Below are 18,071 nucleotides of genomic sequence, written 5' to 3'. Positions count from 1 at the left end.
GGCGATGATACCGGAAGAGATCGCCCGTCATTTCGAGCAACAGGCGCAAGCCTGCGACACGCTCGGCTCCCCTTTCACCGCCCGGCTTTGCCGGCTCCTCGTCGAACTCGTCGACGATACGACACGGACCGGCCGCCGCGTCGGCTCCTGGCCGGGAAACCCGCGCGCCGACGCGCTCGCGCTCAGGCTTTGCGGCGGGTTGCACGCGCTCGTGCTGAGCGGGGACGATCGCAGGCTGGCCGCCGCCTATCCGCCGAACGTCGCCGACGACGAGCGGCTCGCTGAGGCCGTATCGCAGGCCCTCGCCGAGCATGACATCCGCCTGCTCCGCGCGCTGGATTCCGCCCCGCAGACCAACGAGATCGCTCGCTCGGCCATGCTCCTGCCGGGCTTCCTGAAGGTGGCGATCGAAACCGGGCTGCCGTTGGCGCTGTGCGAGATCGGCGCAAGCGCCGGCCTCAATCTTCTCTTCGACAGGTTCCACTATCGCTACGGCGACGCGCAGTGGGGTGACGAGGCCTCGCCGGTCAGGCTTTCACCGGAAACGCGTGGCGCGCCGCCCCCGCTCTCCGGTCGGCTGGAGATTGCCGAGCGGAACGGTTGCGACATCACCCCGATCGAGGTGGCGAAGGAAGCCGACCGCCTGCGGCTGCGCTCCTATGTCTGGCCGGATCAGGCGATGCGGCTCGCACGGCTCGACGCCGCGATTTCGCTCACGGCCTCCGTGCCCTTCACGCTTGCCAAGGCCGACGCCGCCGCCTTCGTCCGCCAGACGCTGGCGGACCGTCCGAAGCATGCCGCGCTCGTGATATATCATTCCATCATGTGGCAATATATGCCGCGCGACACCAAGGACGCGGTGCTTGCCGCGCTCGCCGAGGCGGGAGAAGGTGCCACGGGGGAGGCTCCGATCGCGAGGCTGCGCATGGAGCCGCGCGATCCCAATGACGGATGGGCGACGTTGAGCGTGACGACCTGGCCCGGCGGCGAGACCCGACGACTGGCGAAATGCGACTTCCACGGCCGCTGGATCGAGTGGACCGGCTGATCCGTTCACGAAGGCTTGTTGCGGCTTGAGTTGAAAGCCGCGCGGGCGATGCTAGCAATATCGTGGTGAAACCGAGGGAATGATCATGTTCCGCAGCCACGCCGCCGCCTTGCTTCTCCTTCTTGCCGCAAGCTCCTCCCCCGCCTGGTCGGCCGACCGGGAAACCGCGATCTTCGCCGGCGGCTGCTTCTGGTGTGTCGAATCGGATTTCGACCATGTGCCCGGCGTGCTTTCCACCGTCTCGGGCTATATCGGCGGAACCAACGAGAATCCCACCTACCAGAACCATCCCGGCCACCGCGAGGCGGTCCGCATCGAGTTCGATCCGGCCGCGGTGAGCTACGCCCAGCTTCTCGAAATCTTCTTCCGCTCGGTCGACCCCACCGATGGCGACGGGCAGTTCTGCGACCGCGGCCACAGCTACACCACCGGCATCTACACGATCGGCGCGGACCAGGCCGCGCAAGCCGAGAAGGCGAAAGCGGACGCGCAGAACGAGCTGGGCAGGAACGTCGTGACGCCGATAGGCGCCGCGCCGACCTTCTGGCCGGCGGAGGACTATCACCAGGACTACTACAGGAAGAATCCGCTGCGCTACAAATATTACCGCAGCGCCTGTGGCCGCGATGCCCGCCTCGAGGAGGTTTGGGGCGCGGCGGCCCACCGGGGCGTCAAGGGAAGCTGACGTTCCGGGGGGATGCGGCCGGGGCCGCCTCTTTTGGGCGGTCTTCCCGGCCGGCTCCCCCGTGCAACTCCTTGCCGATCAGGCGGCGCGCGCCCTGGCGATACGTTCCTCGCCCATCGCCTGGGCGATGTCGTTCGTCGGCCTCGCATCGGAATCGGCGCGGCGGAAGATATCCGAAAGCGTCTGCGGAATAAGTTCGACTTTAGTCATGGCCGCCTCGCGGTCATAGCCATCCGGATCGAGCTCGGTGGCGACGTTGATGAGGCCGCCGGCATTGATGACGTAGTCGGGCGCGTAGAGCACGCCCTGCGCCATCAGGCGCCGCGCGTCCTCGTGCCGTTCGAGCTGGTTGTTCGCCGCGCCCGCCACGATCTTCGCCTTCAGCGTCGGGATCGTGTCGGCCGAAAGTATCCCGCCGAGCGCGCAGGGGGCGAAGAGGTCGACATCGGCCGCGACGATCGCGTCGCCCGCCACGGCCTCGGCGTGGAACGTTTCCATAGCCTTGCGCACCCGCGCCTCGTCGAGATCGGCGACGACCAGCGAGGCGCCTTCCGCATGCAGCTTCTCGCAGAGCGACCAGCCGACCGAGCCGAGCCCCTGCACCGCGATCCGCAATCCCGACATCGCATCGTTGCCGTTGCGGTGGCGCAGCGCGGCCTTGATGCCCAGGAACACGCCCTGCGCGGTGACCGGCGAAGGGTTGCCGCTGCCGCCGATCGTCGTGCCGGTGACGTTGGGGGTACGGGCGCGCAGGAAGTCGGCATCGGCGAGCGTCAGTCCGACATCCTCCCCGGTGAAATACTGCCCGTTGAGCGCGGCCAGCATCTCGGCATAGGCTTCCAGCATCGCCGGCGTCTTGTCGGTCCTCGGATCGGCCACGATGACCGCCTTGCCGCCGCCGTAGGGCATGTTGGTGATCGCCGCCTTGTAGGTCATGCCGCGCGACAGGCGCAGCGCGTCCGTCAGCGCCGCCTCGAACGTCGGATGCGGCCAGACGCGCGTGCCGCCGAGCGCGGGCCCGAGCGCCGTGTTGTGGATCGCCACGATCGCGGTCAGGCCGCGCTCGTGATCCTCGCCGAGCCATATCCGCTCGTGGCCGTCATAGGCTTCCAGGCGGGTCGCCCGCGCCGTGATGTCGGTGAGTTTCAGCGAAGATCCGCTCTTCAGCGGACGCAGGGTGCGCGTCTCGTAGGACTGCAGCATGACATTCCTCCCGAATGGTCAACTGCCTCGGGATGTTAATGCCGATCGCGGTTTTTTGGTTGCGAATAGGTCCCCCGGATCGAACTTCCGTTGCGCGGGAAGACCTCTCCGGGAGCGAAAATGTCGCAGCCGGAAAATTTCCGGCCGCGACTCCTTCAGGCAAGCTTCGCGTCGAGCGAAATCCTGATCGCGCCGAGCGCCTTCGAGACCGGGCAGCCGGCTTTCGCCTTTTCCGCCAGTTCGATGAATTTCGCTTCTTCCATGCCGGGCACCTTGCCGACGAGGCTGATGCTGCTTCCGGTGATCTCGAAACCGCCGCCGGCTGCCGGGCCGTAGCTCACCACCGCCTTGGCCTCGAGATTTTCGGCCGGCGTGCCGTTCTCGGCGAGGAAATGCGAAAGCTGCATGGCGAAGCAGCCGGCATGCGCGGCCGCGATCAGTTCCTCCGGATTGGTGCCTGATTTGCCGTCCTCGTCCTGGAAGCGGCCCTTGAAGGAATAGGGCTGGCCGGCGAAAGCGCCGCTCTGCGTATCGAGCGTTCCGCTGCCCTCGGTGAGTGAGCCCTTCCAGTTCGCAATGGCCTGGCGTTGCATCGTCGTCTCCCGTCCTGCGTTGATGATGCCGTGGCGGACGCCGCGGCATCATAAGAGATAGGGCAGTGCGAGGGATTGATCCACGGCCGCGCGCGGCTTTCCGCGACGCCATTGATATTTGCCGCGACGATGACTATTTGAGCCGCTCGGGTTCGGAAGCACCCGCCGCCCGCAGGCTCGACGCCATGGTGAAGCTTCCCTTCGACATCGTTTCCCTGTCTTGCGACGGCCGAAACGGCAATGCGGGCTCCCGTCAGACAAAATGCCGCTCGCCTTATAGGAGCAAACGATGACCCGTACTTCATCGGACTACAAATCCCACGCCCGCAGGCTGCGCGACGCGCTCGCCGCCGACGGCATCGCCATCTCGCATGGCAAGGCGCTGGAACTCGTCGCTCGCCAGAACGGCGAGCGCGACTGGAACACGCTGGCCGCAAGGCCTGCGCGCAAGGCGCCGGACGCGACGGCGCCCTTCGCCGTCGGCGAGCGCGTCGAGGGAACCTTCAACGGCAACCCCGCCCAGGGCCGCGTCATCGGTCTGTCCGAGACGATCAAGCCCGATCTCTGGCGCGTGACCGTCGCCTTCGACCCTCCGGTCGACGTCGTCACCTCGAAGCTCTTCTCCTCCGAGAGGAAGCGCATCGAGATGATCGTCGGCGCCGACGGCCGCTCGCGCCGGCTGACCGGAACGGAAACCGGCGTCATGGCGCTCAACCGCGCCTGAACCCGACGATCCCGGCGACCAGGGGCGGCTTTCACGGCCGCCCCTTTGCGTTACGGCGCGACCTTGTGTAAAGCAGGGCCAGCGAGCGCTCTCGCCCAGAACCGACGGGTATACGAAAATGGACAAGTTCACCAAACTCACCGGCGTTGCGGCGCCCCTGCCGATCGTCAATGTCGACACCGACATGATCATCCCGAAGGATTATCTCAAGACGATCAAGCGCACCGGCCTCGGCACCGGTCTCTTCGCCGAGATGCGCTTCAATGAGGATGGGTCCGAGAATCCCGATTTCGTGCTCAACAAGCCGGCTTACCGCAAGGCGCAGATCCTCGTCGCGGGCGACAATTTCGGCTGCGGATCGAGCCGCGAGCACGCTCCGTGGGCGTTGCTGGACTTCGGCATCCGCTGCGTGATTTCCACCTCCTTCGCCGACATCTTCTACAACAACTGCTTCAAGAACGGCATTCTGCCGATCACCGTCAGCCCCGAGGACCTCGAGAAGCTGATGGACGATGCCGAGCGCGGCGCCAACGCCACGCTGACCGTCGACCTCGAGACCAAGGAGATCCACGGACCCGACGGCGGCAGCATCAGCTTCGACCTCGACGACTTCAAGCGCCATTGCCTGCTCAACGGGCTCGACGATATCGGCCTGACCATGGAGAAGGCGCCGTCGATCGACGTTTTCGAGAAGCGCAACGCCGAAAGCCGCCCCTGGGCCTGAACGAACGGGCCGCGGATCGATGCGCCGACTGATCTCCACCGGCTCGCCCTTCGAGAAGACGGCCGGCTACTCGCGCGCCGTCGTGCAAGGCGACTGGTGTTTCGTGTCCGGAACGACCGGCTACGACTACGCTACGATGACCATGCCGGAGACGGTCGAGGAGCAGACCCGCAATTGCCTCGCCACCATCGGGGCGGCCCTCGATGAAGGCGGCTTCTCTATGAAGGACGTGGTGCGCGCCCACTATTACGTCACCGACCGGTCCTATGTCGATCTCGTCTTCCCGATCCTCGGCGAGGCGTTCGGCGATATCCGCCCCGCCGCCACGATGATCGTCTGCCAGCTCAACGAGCCGGAAATGAAGATCGAGATCGAGGTGACGGCGCTGAGGGACAACTAGACCGCCCGGCCGGTAAGCTCCGGCATCTTCGCGTCGTTTTTCCGGTATTTCCAGCGCGACGACGGGTTTCTGGCCCGACGATTGGGTCTTGCATGCCGTATCGGCTGCGGATAGCAAGACGACGGTTTCACGAAACTTTCGGAAAGGTCTACCCATGGCATCGCGCAAGCTTCTTCTACTTCCCGGCGACGGCATCGGCCCCGAGGCGATGAGCGAGGTCCGGAAGCTGATCGATGTCATGAACAAGGAGATGAATGCCGGTTTCGAGACGGATGAGGGTCTCGTCGGCGGCTCGGCCTATGACGCCCACGGCGAGGCGATCTCCGAAGCCGACATGGAAAAGGCGCTCGCCGCCGACGCCGTCCTGTTCGGCGCGGTCGGCGGGCCGAAATGGGACGGTGTCGCCTATGAGGTGCGGCCCGAGGCCGGCCTGCTGCGCCTGCGCAAGGACATGGAGCTCTTCGCCAATCTGCGTCCGGCGATCTGCTACCCGGCGCTGGCCGCCTCGTCCTCGCTCAAGCAGGAGGTGGTCGAGGGCCTCGACATCCTGATCGTGCGCGAGCTTACCGGCGGCGTCTATTTCGGCGAGCCCAAGGAGATCATCGATCTCGGCAACGGCCAGAAGCGCGGGATCGACACCCAGGTCTACGACACGTTCGAGATCGAGCGCATTTCCGGCGTCGCCTTCGAGCTGGCGCGCACGCGCCGCAATCACGTGACGTCCATGGAAAAGCGCAACGTCATGAAGTCGGGCGTGCTCTGGAACGAGGTGGTGACGGCCACCCACAAGGCCAAATATTCCGACGTCAAGCTCGACCACATGCTGGCCGACGCCGGCGGCATGCAGCTCGTTCGCTGGCCCAAGCAGTTCGACGTCATCGTCACCGACAACCTCTTCGGCGACATGCTGTCGGACGTGGCGGCGATGCTGACCGGCTCGCTCGGCATGCTGCCGTCCGCCTCGCTCGGCGCGCCGGATGCCAAGACCGGGTCGCGCAAGGCGCTCTACGAGCCGGTGCACGGCTCCGCGCCCGACATTGCCGGAACCGGCGCGGCGAACCCGATCGCCATGATCGCCTCCTTCGCGATGTGCCTGCGCTATTCCTTCAACATGGTGGCCGAGGCCGACCGTCTCGAAGCGTCGATCTCGAAGGTTCTCGACGACGGGCTGCGCACCAGGGACATCATGTCGGAAGGCATGACGGAGATCGGCACGACGGCGATGGGCGACGCGATCGCCGCCGCCTTCCTGCGCGGCTAGGGCAGTTCAGGTTTTCGCCGAAACACCCCTCCACCACGGTGCGGCGGTCCGCGGCGCTGGGTTCCTCCCCTGCGAAGCGGGGGTCCGAAGGACGGACGAGACAAGCGGGCGTTCCAGGCGACGATTCCATTTCATCTGGAAACGCCCTAAAGACCGAGAAACGCGTCAGGCGGCCTGCCGCAGGCCGGCCGCTTGGCGACGGATGACCGATATCCAGGCGAAGCCGCGGTAAAGACGCCGCTCCTCCACCACGCAGCCGTGGCTTTCGGCGAGTTCCGCGCTCGTCTCGAACAACGTGCCGCGCGGCGTCACATGGTACCATTCGAGCCATTTGTAGAGCGCCGCCCTGGACCAGGGCGGCAGATGGTCGAGATCGCCGAAATCGACGATGTGGAGCGAGCCGCCGGGCTCCAGTATTTCCACCGCCTTCTCCATCACCTGCCGCCAGGCGGGGATCATCGACACCGCATAGGAAATGAAGACGCGGTCGAAGGCCTGCCGGCCGAAAACCTTCTGCGGCTCGAACCCTGCCGCGTCGGCGAGCGCGAGCCTGATCCTGCGTTCCTCGCCCGCCGCCACCACCGCCTTGCCGGCGGTCGCCAGCATCTCGGCTGATATGTCGATGCCGAAGAACGACGCATCCGGGTAGAGCGCCGCCGCCTTGACGAGATTCCGCCCCGTCCCGCAGCCGATCTCCAGCACCGTGCCGCCCACCGGCGGCGCGAGCCCTTCGATCATCGGGTCGCGCCCGATCAGGTAGTATTTGCGGGTGGCGTCGTAGAAATGGCGCTGATGGCGGTAGACCCGGTCCATCAGCCTGCCGTGCTCGATCTGCGCCGCCATCTCAATCATCCTTCAGCACGTGAAGGTGGAACCCGCCATAGATGGAGGAGCGGTCGCCGGCATGGAAAGCGAGCGATTCGGCCTCGCGATAGTCCCAGCGCTCCAGAACCGCCGGAACGACCCGCCCCGGCAGCAGGTTCTCCGGCGCGGCGGTGCGGAAGATCGCCCGCGCTCCGGGCGCCGCGCACCGCGTGATCTCGCGCCAAAGCTCGTTGAGCTGCGCGTCGGACATCCAGTCCTGCGCGTCGAGCAGCACGAAACGGTCGACGGAGGCGCCGGGCTTGCCCGCGAGAAGCTCGGTGAAGGAAAGATTGACCACGCTCATCCGGTCGGCGCGGGTGCGCACCGTTTCGAAATTCTCCCGGGAGAGATAGGGCGGCAGCGGCCCGCTTCCCGAAGCGCAGTAGCCGCGCCCGAACGCCTGCCAGGCGAAGTAGTTCTCCTCGAGCGGAAAGTCGCATGCCAGCCGCTCCAGCCGCTCCCGCAGGACCCCGGCCATGCCTCCGTCGCCCGCGCCTGCCAGCGCGTCGTACTGGCGGGGCGGAATGCCGAGCCCGAAGAGCGACGATTTGCGCGCCGTCGCCCAGCGGACCATCCGCTTCTCGAACAGCGGCGCGATGGCGCGGTCATAGAAGGCGCGCTGCTCCTCCATCGTCCGCGCCTGCAGCAGATCGCGCGGGTTCACCCCGTAGAGGCGGGCGACCCCGTGGCCGGCGCCGATGAACAGGCCGAGGAGCCCGTGACGGTAGAGATTGCGTGAGAACATCGAAATGCGCCGCCGGCCACGCAGGTCGCGCTTTTCCCAATAGGCGCGGCTGAACGTGTCGAGATGCGGCCGGATGAACCGCTGATAGGCCTCGATATTGGCCTTCTCGTCGGCCTTGCCGAGGAAGCTGTAGAACGCATCGTAGCCCGGCAGATGCTCGAGTGCCGCAAGTTTCAGCCTGTTGAAGGCGACATGGGCGGGATTGAGGTCGACCGCCTCGATCCGCGCCGGATCGGCGAGCAGGTAGGAGAGCGCGTTGCAGCCGCCAGATGCGATGGTCACGATGCGGTCGCCGGGAGCGATCGCCAGCGCCGCCATGTCGACGACCGGGTCCTCCCAGATCTGCGGATAGACCAGGCCGTTGAAAAGCTTCGCGAACAGGCGCTCCGAAAGCCCTGTGGGCGAAAGCAGCGGGCTCTGGCGCACGGCGCGGTTGAGCCGTCGCCTCGCCTGCCTGCGCTCCGCCTGGCTCGCGGATCGGGAAAGGACTTCCGCCGTGCTCATGGATCGTGCTCCCATTTCCGCCGTGTTGTCGTTGGTCAGGCTGCCGCGCGCCGCCGCCACAGCGGCGCGGCGGCGGTTCTTTGCTGCGTCAGCGTTTCGCTGTGCTTCGACCAGTCGATGAGTTCCATCCGGCCGTCGGCATGCTCGACGATCGCCGTGCAGCTTTCCACCCAGTCGCCGGTGTTGAGATAGGTGACGCCCTCGACGTCCCGGAGCGCGGCGCTATGGATATGGCCGCAGATCACGCCGTCGACATTGTGACGCCGCGCCTCGTTGACAAGGGTTTCCTCATAGCGGCCGATGAAGTTGACGGCGTGCTTGACCTTCATCTTCGCCCAGGCCGACAGCGACCAGTAGGTGAAGCCGAACTTGCGGCGCACCAGGTTGATGCGCGTGCTGAGCGCCAGCGCGATCTCGTAGGCCCAGTCGCCGAGGAAGGCGAGCCATCTGGCGTGGTGGACGACGACGTCGAAGGCATCGCCGTGGATGACGAGATAGCGCTTGCCGTCCGCCGCCTGGTGCAACGCGGTGTCATGGATTTCGATGCCGCCGAAATGCGTGCCGCAGAACTCGCGCAGGAACTCGTCGTGATTGCCGGGGATGTAGACGATGCGCGCGCCCTTGCGCGCCTTGCGCAGCAGCTTCTGGACGACGTCGTTGTGTGCCTGCGGCCAGTACCAGGCCGAGCGCAGCCGCCAGCCGTCGACGATGTCGCCGATGAGGTAGATCGTGTCCGCGTCATGCTGCCTGAGGAATTCCAGCAGCGCCTCCACCTGGGCGCCCTTCGTGCCGAGATGCACGTCTGAGATGAAAAGCGTTCTGTAGCGGCGGCTTACCGAATGGCTCATCGAATCATCGATCGCTGCGTTCGTCATGCCGCGCCTTTGAGCAAGTTTGCATGACACGCGAATGACGCCGCCGCGGGCGAGCGCTCAGATAAACCCGATGAAGCGGCCGGCGACCAGCACGCCGACCCAGATGAAAACGGAAAGACCGGCGAGGAGTCGGGCGGCCGGGCTGTAGGCTTCGTGCTCACCCGTCTTGCCCGTGAGATGGCTGAAGGCCCAGAAGTTCAGCCCGGCGACGACGATCAGCATCATCTTTACCTGGAAGGCCGGATTGGTCGCGTATTGCTGGGCGCGGATCGAGAACAGCGCGATCCCGGTCAGCACCGCCAGGGAGAAGGCGGCAATCGCGATCTCGCGCATCAGCCTGATGAGCGGCTGGCGCTCGACGAATCCAGCGAGCCCGAGGATGCGCATGTCCATCACGATCGCCGATGTGACGAGCGCGCCGATCGAGAGGATGTGCAGCGCGTTGACCAGCGGATAAACGTAGAAGGAGACCTTCAGAGCGCCGACCAGCGGAAGGCGCTCGATCCCCGCCAGAATGTCGAGAATGCTTTCGGTCAGTTTGTCGGCACCCGGTTCGGATAGACGTCGTAGGTTTCGCCGTTGACGATGATGCGCACGGCCTTCATCACGCGTTCAGACTGGTCGCGCGAGCGGTTTCCGATGGCCGTCACCTCGTCGCCGACCTTTGCCGTGTCTTCCATGAAGCCCGCATTCGCGGTCGCCCGCGGCGTGGCGAGATCGACCCGCCAGCTCTCGCCCTCAGCGTCGACGTCGAGGGCCGGATGCGGATTGCCGTAATAGATGGCGGTGATCGTGCCGGTCAGCTCGAAGAAGCCTTCCTCGGTCCAGGCCCAGCCGTGATGCGCCAGCGCCGCAGCCGTGGAAGCGAGCGCGAGGCCGGCCGCCAGCGCCGTTCCGATCAACCTGCCCGCCGTGGGCGAAATGTTCATTCGATCCTCCTTCCCTGCCCTCATTGAAAACTATGGTGCTCGGGCGCGAGGTCAAATCACTTCGAGATGAACGCGCCGCCGCGTCAGATTGACTCCTGTGCGGAAGCGCGTAAAAGGCCAAGCGCGAATTGGGACAATCGAGATGCACGGCCCGCTGAAGGCTATCCAGGCGTTCGACATATCCGACCGGATGATCTCCGGGCGCGGTCGCGCGCGCGTCTCGCTGACCAAAACCACGGCCAAAACGACGACCAAAACGGTCTGACTTCCCTTGGCCTGCTCGCCCTCTCCCCGGGTCCGGCCCGGGGGCGAGACCCGCAAAGCGGCCAGCGGGTTTTCTCCAAGCGAAACGAGCGGAGAGATTGAGGAGTTACCGGAATGGGTTTCAAGATTGCAGTTGCCGGCGCCACGGGCAATGTCGGGCGCGAAATGCTCAACATTCTCGAAGAGCGCGGCTTTCCGGCCGACGAGATCGTGGCGCTCGCCTCGCGCCGCAGCCAGGGAACCGAGGTTTCCTACGGCGACCGCACGCTGAAGGTGAAGACGCTCGACACCTATGATTTCTCCGACACCGATATCTGCCTGATGTCGGCCGGCGGCAATGTTTCGAAGGAATGGTCGCCGAAGATCGGCAAGCAGGGCTGCGTCGTCATCGACAATTCCTCGGCCTGGCGTTACGACGCCGAGGTGCCGCTGATCGTGCCCGAGGTAAACGCCGACGCCATCGCCGGCTTCACGAAGAAGAACATCATCGCCAACCCGAACTGCTCGACCGCGCAGCTCGTCGTCGCGCTCAAGCCGCTGCACGACAAGGCGACGATCAGGCGCGTCGTGGTCGCGACCTACCAGTCGGTCTCCGGCGCCGGCAAGGAGGGCATGGACGAGCTCTTCACCCAGACGCGCGCCGTCTTCGTCGCCGACCCCGTCGAGGCCAAGAAGTTCACCAAGCGCATCGCCTTCAACGTCATCCCCCACATCGACGTCTTCATGGAGGACGGCTCCACCAAGGAAGAGTGGAAGGTGATGGCCGAGACCAAGAAGATGCTCGACCCGAAGATCAAGGTCACCTGCACCGCCGTGCGCGTGCCCGTGTTCATCGGTCATTCCGAGGCCGTCAACATCGAGTTCGAGAACCCGATCACCGCCGACGAGGCGCGCGACATCCTGCGTGACGCGCCGGGCTGCCTCGTCGTCGACAAGCGTGAGGACGGCGGCTATGTCACTCCGCTCGATTCGGCGGGCGAGGACGCGACCTACATCTCGCGCATCCGCGACGACCAGACCATCGAGAACGGCCTCAACATGTGGGTGGTTTCCGACAATCTGCGCAAGGGCGCGGCGCTCAACGCCGTGCAGATCGCCGAACTCCTCGTCGCCAAGGGTTTGATCCAGCCGAAGAAGCGCGCCGCCTGACGCGTTCACGGAGGCCGGGAACATCCCCCCTCCGTGCGAGGACGCTTCGTTTCATGGAAGAATTGCCGGCAATCGCTAAAGGCGGCCGCCGCATGCAAAGAACCCGCCGCCGCGTGCTCGCGGCGCCGGGTGCGTTACGGCATCAAGGCCGAAGCTTAGTTCTTTTCCTTCTTGACCTGACCGTCGCTGGACGCGTCGCCGGAAATGCTGGCGACGGTGGTCTGATCGGTCGAGGCGGTGGTGTTCTTGTGGCCCGAGCATGCGGCCGAAGCTGCCGAAACCGAAAGACCTAAAGCGGCGGCAAGTACGAGAACTGTCTTCATCGTCTGTCTCCTTCGCTGCGTGACGCAAGGGAAGGTTAACAGTCGATTGCCGACCCACCAAATCACGCTTTGTTGTGGGCGGCGAAACCTCGGCCGTGGTGGAAAGCCGCTATTCCGCGGCGGTGACGCTGTAACCCTTCGCGCGCAACAGCGCCACGAGACCCTCCCGGCCGGGCAGATGCAGCGCCCCGACCGCGACGAAGGCGCCGCCCTCGTCGATGATCGGGGCGGCCCGCTCCGCCATCGTCCGGTTGCGCGCCGTCACCATCGTTTCCTCGAAGGCGGCATAGCCGGCGGCCTCGTCGTCGGCGCCCGGCAGCGCCGCGCGGAAGAACGGCCAGAACATCCCGGTCTCGCCCTTCGTGTAGAGCACGACCATCGTCTCCATCACGTCCTCGATCTCGTCGCCGAGCTTGAGCGTGTCGACGAGCCCGCGGACGTGGAACTCCATCGGCAGCGACGCCATGGCGCCGAGCTGGTCGGCGGCCGTCTCCAGCCCCGCCAGCGACTTTCCGGCAAGCTGCGCGTCGGCCGCGAGTTTCGCGTCGAGGACCGGCGCGCCCGCGGTCTTGCGCTTCATCTCGCAGGCCGGCAGCGCCAGCATCGCCGACAGCATCCACGGCTTCATCCTCTCGATGCTCGCCGGCGGGATGCCGCGCTCCTTCAGCGCCGCCGCGAAAACATCGCGGTCTTCCTCGGGTATCAGCGACGAGAGCGTCGTTCCGTCGGTGAACATCATCAACTCCGGCTGGCGCGCCAGAGCCGCCATCATCCTCGCCTGGTCGAGCGCGTCGGTCGTTTCGATGACGACGGTCGAGGAAGTGTCGAACGCCTCTTGTGCCCGGGCGCCCAGGCTCACGACCCGCGGATCGGACATGTGCATGGTGCCGAATAGGTAGGAGGGAGCCCTGCCCTCCTTCTCGACCTTCCAAAGGACCGCCTCGCCATTCTCGGTCTTCGCGGCCTCGGCGCGGATACCAGCGAGCTTTTCGGGGTCGTCCCGCTCCATTTTCGTGAAGAGATCCGTGCCGGCGCAGGCGATCGTCTCCTCGGCGCGCGCCTTCGACACGGCGAGCATCGTCACCATCAGGAAACACGCGAGGAAAAGCAGGTTGAAGGCGGCGATGAGACGAAGCGTCAGATCGGCGGCGCGGTCGGCGATGGAACGGGCTTGTTTCATGCCGGCTATCTAGCTCCGCAAAAGCGGCGAAACCGTTAAGCAGGACCCGAAAATTGACGCGGTCAGGCGCGCGGATGCGCGGCGTCGTAAATTTCGAGCAGGCGGCTGGTGTCGACGCCGGTATAGACCTGCGTGGTGGAAAGGCTCGCATGGCCGAGCAGTTCCTGGATGGTGCGCAGATCGCCGCCGCGCGCCAGTAGATGCGTCGCGAAGGAGTGACGAAGCGCGTGCGGCGTCGCCGTGTCCGGCAGGTTGAGAGCGCTGCGCATCTTCTGCATCTCGCGCTGGATGATCGCCGGAGCGAGCGGTCCGCCGCGCGCGCCGCGGAAGAGCGGAGCTTCCGGCGAAAGATGGTAGGGGCAGAGGCGGCGATATTCCGCCACTGCCTGCAGCGCCACCGGCAGGATCGGCACCAGCCGCGTCTTGCCGCCCTTGCCGACGATGCGCAGAACCGTGTCCGACGGCTGCGCGAGATCGGCCCCGGTCAAGCCCAGCGCCTCCGAAATGCGCAGGCCCGAGCCGTAGAGAAGCGTCAGCACCGCCGCGTTGCGCGCCGCGATCCAGGGCTCCTCGGCCAATTGCTCGCGCGCGGCCACCACCCGCTTGGCGTCCTGCGCCGTCAGCGGCTTGGGCAGCGATTTGGGCTGCTTCGGCGCGCGCATCGCGACGGCACCCGCCGCATTCGCCATGCCCCGGCGCTCGAGAAAGCGCAGAAGGGAGCGTATTCCGGAAAGCCCGCGCCCCAGCGAACGGGCACCCGCCCCGCCATTGCGGCGATGGGCGAGGAACGCGCGCAGGTCGACCGGCTTCAGTTCTGCAATATCGGAGAGGCCGGGCGGGCCGCCGCAATGGCCGGTAAGGAACTGCAGGAACTGGCGCGTGTCGCGTTCGTAGGCATCCACCGTCAGCATCGCCAGCCGGCGCTCGTTGGCAAGCGTCTTCAGCCATTCGGCGCGCGCCTCCTGCAGATCGGGCCTGGCGGAGATGAGGAATTCTTCCATGAGTGCGAAACCTTCGTGTTCCCCGCATCTTGCGCCCGAGGCGTTAGCGGCAGGTGAAGAGAGCGCGATTGAAAAGCCACTCTCTCGCGGCTACAGACATGCCGGAAGGAGCCGCGATCCATGGCGAAACCTAAGAACCCCATCCAGATGGCCGTGATCGGCGCGCCGCACGGCATAAAGGGTGAAGTACGGGTGAAGACCTTCACCGGCGACCCGCTCGCGCTGGGCGACTACGGTCCGCTCCATGCCGAGGACGGGCGCCGCTTCACCCTTCTCGATCTGCGCCCGGCCAAGGAGGTGGTGGTGGCGAGATTCAAGGAGATCACCGACCGCAGCGCGGCCGAGGCCGTGACCGGCACCGCGCTCTATGTCGATCGCTCGATGCTGCCCGACGATCTCGATGAGGACGAATTCTACCATGCCGACCTCGTCGGCCTGTCCGTCAAGGACGAGACCGGCGAGGCGATCGGCAAGGTGGCGTCGATCCAGAATTTCGGCGGCGGCGACATCGTCGAGGTCAAGCTCGCCGGCGGCCGCGCGGTGATGGTGCCGTTCACGCTCGCCGCCATTCCGACGGTTTCGGTGACCGAAGGCTTCGTCCAGCTCGACAGCGCCGCTGCCGGGCTGATCGGGAACGATGAGGAGGATGCCGAGGATCGGCCCCTGCGGCAGCCGAAGGGTCGGCCACGTGGCTCGAAATCGGCCGGAGGCAATCGATGACCTTTCGCGCGACCGTGCTCACGCTCTATCCGGAGATGTTTCCGGGCGCGCTCGGCATGTCGCTCGCCGGCCGCGCGCTGGAGGAGGGCACCTGGTCGCTTGAAGCAGTGCAGATCCGGGATTTCGCCAGCGACCGCCACCGCACCGTCGACGACACGCCGGCAGGCGGCGGCGCGGGCATGGTCATGCGCGCCGATATCCTGGCGAAAGCCATCGATCACGCCGCGCCCCAGGGCGACGCGCGCCCGAAGCTGCTGATGAGCCCGCGCGGCAGGCCGCTGACCCAGGCGCGCGTCCGCGAGCTTGCGGACGGCCCCGGCGCGGTGATCCTGTGCGGACGTTTCGAAGGCGTCGACCAGCGCGTCATCGAGGCGCGCGCGCTGGAGGAGGTCTCGATCGGCGACTACATCCTTTCGGGCGGCGAGCCGGCGGCTCTGGTGCTGCTCGACGCGGTGGTGCGGCTCCTGCCCGGCGTGATGGGCAACGAGGCCTCGGGCGCGGAGGAAAGCTTCGAGGGCGGGCTGCTCGAGCATCCGCACTACACGAGGCCGCAGGAATTCGAAGGACGCGGCATTCCCGAAATCCTCACCTCGGGCAATCACGCACGCGTCGCCGAATGGCGGCGCGAGGAGGCGCGGCGGCTGACCAGGGAGCGCCGCCCGGACCTGCTGGAGGCCGGCACGGCTCTTGCGGCTTCAAAAAAAGGACGCGCCGGGCCGTGACAAACGGCCTTTTAAGGTGTATGTGGCCGCTCGAAGCCCGGAGATGACTTCCGGACCCGTCAACAATTACTGACTATTCGCTCCTGTCTTGTCGGTCTCGTTATCGGCAGAACATAGCCAAGCGGTCGAGATTACTGCGAGGCGAGCGTAGAGCGCTCTGGCTGTTCGAAGAACAAGAAGAGGTTAGCGATGGACATCATCCGTCAGATCGAGGCCGAGCAGGCCGCGAAGATCGAAGAAAAGCGCAAGCTCCCCGAATTCCAGCCCGGCGACACCGTTCGCGTGCAGGTCCGCGTCACCGAAGGCTCGCGCACCCGCGTGCAGGCCTATGAAGGCGTCTGCATCGCCCGCTCCGGCTCGGGCTTCCAGGAAAACTTCACCGTCCGCAAGATTTCCTACGGCGAAGGCGTGGAGCGCGTGTTCCCGGTCTACTCGCCGCTGGTCGAGGCCGTGGAAGTCGTGCGCCGCGGCAAGGTCCGTCGCGCCAAGCTCTACTATCTGCGCGATCGCCGCGGCAAGTCGGCCCGCATTTCCGAGAACACCGGCGTGCGCGCCCGCAAGCTGAACGACGCGGAGCGCGAAGCGCTCAACGCCGAGAAGGCTCGCATCGAGGCCGAGAAGATCGCCGCCGCCGAGGCGCTGGCAGCGGAAAAGGCCGCTGCCGAGGCCGCCGAGAAGGCCGCGACCGCCGAATAAGACCTGGCCTTTGCGGCAGGTTTCTCGATCATGGCGGCCGCTGGCCGCCATTTTCATTTTTGGCATCGCTTATCGTCCGGGAGGGGACTTTGGACGTCTATACCGCCGCCAACCTGGCCAATTGGAACGACCGGGCCGAACTGCACGCCACCGACACGACCGGCTCCTACCGCATCGACAAGGTGCTGGCCGGAGGATCGTCGCTGCACGAGCTTGAAACACGCGAAATCGGCGACGTTTCAGGCAAGCACATCGTGCATCTGCAATGCCATATCGGGCTCGACACGCTGAGCCTGAAGCATCTGGGCGCGGCGAGCGTCACCGGGCTCGACTTCTCGTCGAAGGCGCTCGCCGCCGCGCGCGACTTCGCGGCCCGCGCCGGCACCAAGGCACGCTTCGTCGAGGCTTCCATCTACGACGCGCCGCGGGCGCTCGGCGAAACCTACGACATGGCCTTCGTCACCTGGGGCGCGATCAACTGGCTCGACGACATTCGCGCCTGGGCGCGCGCCGTGGCCGGCGTGCTGAAGCCCGGCGGCCGCCTCTATCTCCTCGACGGCCACCCGCAAATGCTCCAGTACGAGGCGCGCAACGGCAGGCTGGAACTGGAATATGGCTGGCGCACGCCCATGGCCGAGCCGCTTCACTGGGACGACGCTCAGACCTATACGGGCGACGAGCGGCCGGTGAAGAACGGCCTTCATTACGAATGGATCCATCCGATCGGCGACGTCGTCAACGCGCTGATTACCGCCGGCATGTCGATCGACTTCCTCAACGAGCACGAGATCGTCGTCTGGCGCGCCTTCCCCGATCTGGTCGAGGCGGGAGAGGACCAGTTCGTGCTGCCGGCCGGCATGCCGCGTATCCCGATGTCCTTTTCCATCGGCGCGACAAGGAAGGGCCCATGAACCGCACGCCGGCAGCGATCAGGATCCTGACGAGGCAGGACGTTGAGGCTTGCCGCAGATTGCGGCTGGCCGGACTTGCCGAGAGCCCGCAATCCTTCGGCGCGAGCGTCGAGGAGGAGGCGCGGCTTTCCGATGACGAGATCGAGATGCGCGTCGCTCCGCCGCCGCCGGGCGCCATGTTCGGCGCCTTCGCGGGCCGGGAACTCGTCGGCATGGCCGGCTACGTGCCGAACCAGCGGATCAAGATGCGCCACAAGGCCACCATGGTCGCCGTCTATGTCGTACCCCAATGGCGCGGGTCGGGCTCCGGCCGCGCGCTGGTCGAGGCGGTGATGGAGCACGCGCGCGGCCTCGGCGTCATCCTCCAGTGCACGGTCGCGGCGCACAACCAACCGGCGCGGCGGCTCTACCGCAAGCTCGGCTTCCAGCCCTATGGGCTCGAGCGCGACGCGCTGTTGATCGACGGCCAATATTTCGATGAAGAGCTTCTGGCGATAGACCTGCGCCCCGGACGCTGAGCCGGCCGCCATGGCCTCGCCCGATGCGGACC

At 66.1% G+C, this 18,071-nt stretch carries 23 protein-coding genes; 13 read left to right on the top strand and 10 right to left on the bottom strand.

Features of this window, described 5'->3' with window-relative positions:
- The first annotated feature begins 4 nt into the window (after nt 1–4).
- Nucleotides 5–1,048, top strand: coding sequence for a DUF2332 family protein (locus XW59_RS02560; RefSeq protein WP_047145521.1), 1,044 nt, complete (start codon nt 5–7; stop codon nt 1,046–1,048).
- Between the two features lie 85 nt (nt 1,049–1,133).
- Nucleotides 1,134–1,733, top strand: a complete 600-nt coding sequence (msrA, locus tag XW59_RS02555) for a peptide-methionine (S)-S-oxide reductase MsrA (RefSeq protein ID WP_047145682.1) — start codon at nt 1,134–1,136, stop codon at nt 1,731–1,733.
- A gap of 78 nt (nt 1,734–1,811) precedes the next feature.
- On the opposite strand, the gene XW59_RS02550 is transcribed toward msrA, so the two are convergent.
- Together XW59_RS02550 and XW59_RS02545 are read right to left on the bottom strand one after the other, a co-directional pair.
- A complete protein-coding gene (locus XW59_RS02550; RefSeq protein WP_137326966.1) occupies nt 1,812–2,936 on the bottom strand; it encodes a Glu/Leu/Phe/Val dehydrogenase dimerization domain-containing protein in 1,125 nt (374 codons plus the stop codon).
- Nucleotides 2,937–3,091: 155 nt separating this feature from the next.
- The gene (locus tag XW59_RS02545) at nt 3,092–3,529 is read right to left on the bottom strand and encodes an OsmC family protein (protein WP_047145520.1); all 438 of its coding nucleotides are present in this window, start codon (nt 3,527–3,529) and stop codon (nt 3,092–3,094) included.
- Between the two features lie 289 nt (nt 3,530–3,818).
- Between XW59_RS02545 and XW59_RS02540 the strand changes: the two genes are divergently transcribed.
- The 4 genes from XW59_RS02540 to leuB all read left to right on the top strand — a co-directional run bounded on the left by XW59_RS02540 (nt 3,819) and on the right by leuB (nt 6,638).
- A complete protein-coding gene (locus XW59_RS02540) occupies nt 3,819–4,253 on the top strand; it encodes a glyoxalase superfamily protein (RefSeq protein ID WP_047145519.1) in 435 nt (144 codons plus the stop codon).
- A gap of 118 nt (nt 4,254–4,371) precedes the next feature.
- Complete coding sequence (gene leuD / locus XW59_RS02535; RefSeq protein WP_047145518.1) at nt 4,372–4,977, top strand: 3-isopropylmalate dehydratase small subunit; 606 nt, start codon at nt 4,372–4,374, stop codon at nt 4,975–4,977.
- 19 nt (nt 4,978–4,996) lie between these two features.
- The gene (locus tag XW59_RS02530; protein WP_047145517.1) at nt 4,997–5,377 is read left to right on the top strand and encodes a RidA family protein; all 381 of its coding nucleotides are present in this window, start codon (nt 4,997–4,999) and stop codon (nt 5,375–5,377) included.
- A 154-nt stretch (nt 5,378–5,531) separates the two neighbouring features.
- Nucleotides 5,532–6,638, top strand: a complete 1,107-nt coding sequence (gene leuB, locus XW59_RS02525) for a 3-isopropylmalate dehydrogenase (protein WP_047145516.1) — start codon at nt 5,532–5,534, stop codon at nt 6,636–6,638.
- Nucleotides 6,639–6,803: 165 nt separating this feature from the next.
- Here the strand turns inward: leuB and XW59_RS02520 are convergent, their stop codons facing one another.
- The 5 genes from XW59_RS02520 to XW59_RS02500 all read right to left on the bottom strand — a co-directional run bounded on the left by XW59_RS02520 (nt 6,804) and on the right by XW59_RS02500 (nt 10,555).
- On the bottom strand, nt 6,804–7,481 hold the full coding sequence (locus XW59_RS02520; RefSeq protein ID WP_047145515.1) for a class I SAM-dependent methyltransferase: 678 nt from the start codon (nt 7,479–7,481) through the stop codon (nt 6,804–6,806).
- A 1-nt stretch (nt 7,482) separates the two neighbouring features.
- Nucleotides 7,483–8,751, bottom strand: coding sequence for a DUF3419 family protein (locus XW59_RS02515; RefSeq protein WP_082137576.1), 1,269 nt, complete (start codon nt 8,749–8,751; stop codon nt 7,483–7,485).
- Nucleotides 8,752–8,786: 35 nt separating this feature from the next.
- On the bottom strand, nt 8,787–9,626 hold the full coding sequence (locus XW59_RS02510; RefSeq protein WP_136068188.1) for a UDP-2,3-diacylglucosamine diphosphatase: 840 nt from the start codon (nt 9,624–9,626) through the stop codon (nt 8,787–8,789).
- A gap of 57 nt (nt 9,627–9,683) precedes the next feature.
- Nucleotides 9,684–10,019, bottom strand: a complete 336-nt coding sequence (locus tag XW59_RS02505) for a hypothetical protein (RefSeq protein WP_246665973.1) — start codon at nt 10,017–10,019, stop codon at nt 9,684–9,686.
- 140 nt (nt 10,020–10,159) lie between these two features.
- Nucleotides 10,160–10,555 carry a DUF6152 family protein gene (locus tag XW59_RS02500; protein WP_047145513.1) on the bottom strand — a complete coding sequence of 132 codons (396 nt, stop codon included), beginning with the start codon at nt 10,553–10,555 and terminating at the stop codon, nt 10,160–10,162.
- A gap of 142 nt (nt 10,556–10,697) precedes the next feature.
- Here XW59_RS02500 and XW59_RS29770 point away from each other — a divergent pair, with 142 nt between their 5' ends.
- A complete protein-coding gene (locus XW59_RS29770; protein ID WP_281406216.1) occupies nt 10,698–10,820 on the top strand; it encodes a hypothetical protein in 123 nt (40 codons plus the stop codon).
- A gap of 113 nt (nt 10,821–10,933) precedes the next feature.
- A complete protein-coding gene (locus tag XW59_RS02495) occupies nt 10,934–11,968 on the top strand; it encodes an aspartate-semialdehyde dehydrogenase (protein ID WP_047145512.1) in 1,035 nt (344 codons plus the stop codon).
- Nucleotides 11,969–12,123: 155 nt separating this feature from the next.
- Here the strand turns inward: XW59_RS02495 and XW59_RS29245 are convergent, their stop codons facing one another.
- The 3 genes from XW59_RS29245 to XW59_RS02485 form a co-directional block, all read right to left on the bottom strand.
- Nucleotides 12,124–12,291 (bottom strand): hypothetical protein, encoded by a 168-nt coding sequence (locus XW59_RS29245; RefSeq protein ID WP_170990092.1) that lies wholly within the window; start codon nt 12,289–12,291, stop codon nt 12,124–12,126.
- 109 nt (nt 12,292–12,400) lie between these two features.
- Nucleotides 12,401–13,471, bottom strand: coding sequence for a TraB/GumN family protein (locus XW59_RS02490; protein WP_047145511.1), 1,071 nt, complete (start codon nt 13,469–13,471; stop codon nt 12,401–12,403).
- Between the two features lie 62 nt (nt 13,472–13,533).
- Nucleotides 13,534–14,472: a tyrosine recombinase XerC gene (locus XW59_RS02485; protein WP_047145510.1), complete on the bottom strand. Its 939-nt coding sequence runs from the start codon at nt 14,470–14,472 to the stop codon at nt 13,534–13,536.
- A 120-nt stretch (nt 14,473–14,592) separates the two neighbouring features.
- Here XW59_RS02485 and rimM point away from each other — a divergent pair, with 120 nt between their 5' ends.
- The 5 genes from rimM (at nt 14,593) to XW59_RS02460 (ending at nt 18,039) form a co-directional block, all read left to right on the top strand.
- Entirely contained in the window at nt 14,593–15,192 is a 600-nt protein-coding gene (gene rimM / locus XW59_RS02480; protein ID WP_047145509.1) for a ribosome maturation factor RimM, read from the top strand.
- Nucleotides 15,189–15,914 carry a tRNA (guanosine(37)-N1)-methyltransferase TrmD gene (trmD, locus tag XW59_RS02475; RefSeq protein WP_047145508.1) on the top strand — a complete coding sequence of 242 codons (726 nt, stop codon included), beginning with the start codon at nt 15,189–15,191 and terminating at the stop codon, nt 15,912–15,914. Before rimM ends, trmD begins: the two co-directional genes overlap by 4 nt.
- Nucleotides 15,915–16,103: 189 nt before the next feature.
- Nucleotides 16,104–16,610, top strand: a complete 507-nt coding sequence (gene rplS, locus XW59_RS02470; protein WP_047145507.1) for a 50S ribosomal protein L19 — start codon at nt 16,104–16,106, stop codon at nt 16,608–16,610.
- 89 nt (nt 16,611–16,699) lie between these two features.
- The gene (locus tag XW59_RS02465) at nt 16,700–17,521 is read left to right on the top strand and encodes a class I SAM-dependent methyltransferase (RefSeq protein WP_047145506.1); all 822 of its coding nucleotides are present in this window, start codon (nt 16,700–16,702) and stop codon (nt 17,519–17,521) included.
- A complete protein-coding gene (locus XW59_RS02460) occupies nt 17,518–18,039 on the top strand; it encodes a GNAT family N-acetyltransferase (RefSeq protein ID WP_047145505.1) in 522 nt (173 codons plus the stop codon). The genes XW59_RS02465 and XW59_RS02460 overlap by 4 nt, the downstream gene beginning before the upstream one ends.
- Nucleotides 18,040–18,071: the final 32 nt, after the last annotated feature.

The sequence above is a fragment of the Aquamicrobium sp. LC103 genome (assembly GCF_001014615.2).
Classification (GTDB): Bacteria; Pseudomonadota; Alphaproteobacteria; order Rhizobiales; family Rhizobiaceae; genus LBCQ02.
Note: the sequence above shows the minus strand (reverse complement) of the source record. Positions and strands in the feature narration are given on the sequence as shown.

What these genes read in the sequence shown, in the direction of transcription:
- XW59_RS02495 (WP_047145512.1), top strand. Translation starts at nt 10,934, where the DNA reads ATGGGTTTCAAGATTGCAGTTGCCGGCGCCACGGGCAATGTCGGGCGC.
- XW59_RS02490 (WP_047145511.1), bottom strand. Translation starts at nt 13,471, where the DNA reads ATGAAACAAGCCCGTTCCATCGCCGACCGCGCCGCCGATCTGACGCTT.
- XW59_RS02530 (WP_047145517.1), top strand. Translation starts at nt 4,997, where the DNA reads ATGCGCCGACTGATCTCCACCGGCTCGCCCTTCGAGAAGACGGCCGGC.
- XW59_RS02515 (WP_082137576.1), bottom strand. Translation starts at nt 8,751, where the DNA reads ATGAGCACGGCGGAAGTCCTTTCCCGATCCGCGAGCCAGGCGGAGCGC.
- XW59_RS02485 (WP_047145510.1), bottom strand. Translation starts at nt 14,472, where the DNA reads ATGGAAGAATTCCTCATCTCCGCCAGGCCCGATCTGCAGGAGGCGCGC.
- XW59_RS02520 (WP_047145515.1), bottom strand. Translation starts at nt 7,481, where the DNA reads ATGGCGGCGCAGATCGAGCACGGCAGGCTGATGGACCGGGTCTACCGC.
- XW59_RS02540 (WP_047145519.1), top strand. Translation starts at nt 3,819, where the DNA reads ATGACCCGTACTTCATCGGACTACAAATCCCACGCCCGCAGGCTGCGC.
- XW59_RS02460 (WP_047145505.1), top strand. Translation starts at nt 17,518, where the DNA reads ATGAACCGCACGCCGGCAGCGATCAGGATCCTGACGAGGCAGGACGTT.
- rimM (WP_047145509.1), top strand. Translation starts at nt 14,593, where the DNA reads ATGGCGAAACCTAAGAACCCCATCCAGATGGCCGTGATCGGCGCGCCG.
- XW59_RS02545 (WP_047145520.1), bottom strand. Translation starts at nt 3,529, where the DNA reads ATGCAACGCCAGGCCATTGCGAACTGGAAGGGCTCACTCACCGAGGGC.
- msrA (WP_047145682.1), top strand. Translation starts at nt 1,134, where the DNA reads ATGTTCCGCAGCCACGCCGCCGCCTTGCTTCTCCTTCTTGCCGCAAGC.
- XW59_RS02550 (WP_137326966.1), bottom strand. Translation starts at nt 2,936, where the DNA reads ATGCTGCAGTCCTACGAGACGCGCACCCTGCGTCCGCTGAAGAGCGGA.
- XW59_RS29245 (WP_170990092.1), bottom strand. Translation starts at nt 12,291, where the DNA reads ATGAAGACAGTTCTCGTACTTGCCGCCGCTTTAGGTCTTTCGGTTTCG.
- XW59_RS29770 (WP_281406216.1), top strand. Translation starts at nt 10,698, where the DNA reads ATGCACGGCCCGCTGAAGGCTATCCAGGCGTTCGACATATCCGACCGG.
- rplS (WP_047145507.1), top strand. Translation starts at nt 16,104, where the DNA reads ATGGACATCATCCGTCAGATCGAGGCCGAGCAGGCCGCGAAGATCGAA.
- trmD (WP_047145508.1), top strand. Translation starts at nt 15,189, where the DNA reads ATGACCTTTCGCGCGACCGTGCTCACGCTCTATCCGGAGATGTTTCCG.
- leuB (WP_047145516.1), top strand. Translation starts at nt 5,532, where the DNA reads ATGGCATCGCGCAAGCTTCTTCTACTTCCCGGCGACGGCATCGGCCCC.
- leuD (WP_047145518.1), top strand. Translation starts at nt 4,372, where the DNA reads ATGGACAAGTTCACCAAACTCACCGGCGTTGCGGCGCCCCTGCCGATC.
- XW59_RS02500 (WP_047145513.1), bottom strand. Translation starts at nt 10,555, where the DNA reads ATGAACATTTCGCCCACGGCGGGCAGGTTGATCGGAACGGCGCTGGCG.
- XW59_RS02560 (WP_047145521.1), top strand. Translation starts at nt 5, where the DNA reads ATGATACCGGAAGAGATCGCCCGTCATTTCGAGCAACAGGCGCAAGCC.
- XW59_RS02510 (WP_136068188.1), bottom strand. Translation starts at nt 9,626, where the DNA reads ATGACGAACGCAGCGATCGATGATTCGATGAGCCATTCGGTAAGCCGC.
- XW59_RS02505 (WP_246665973.1), bottom strand. Translation starts at nt 10,019, where the DNA reads ATGGACATGCGCATCCTCGGGCTCGCTGGATTCGTCGAGCGCCAGCCG.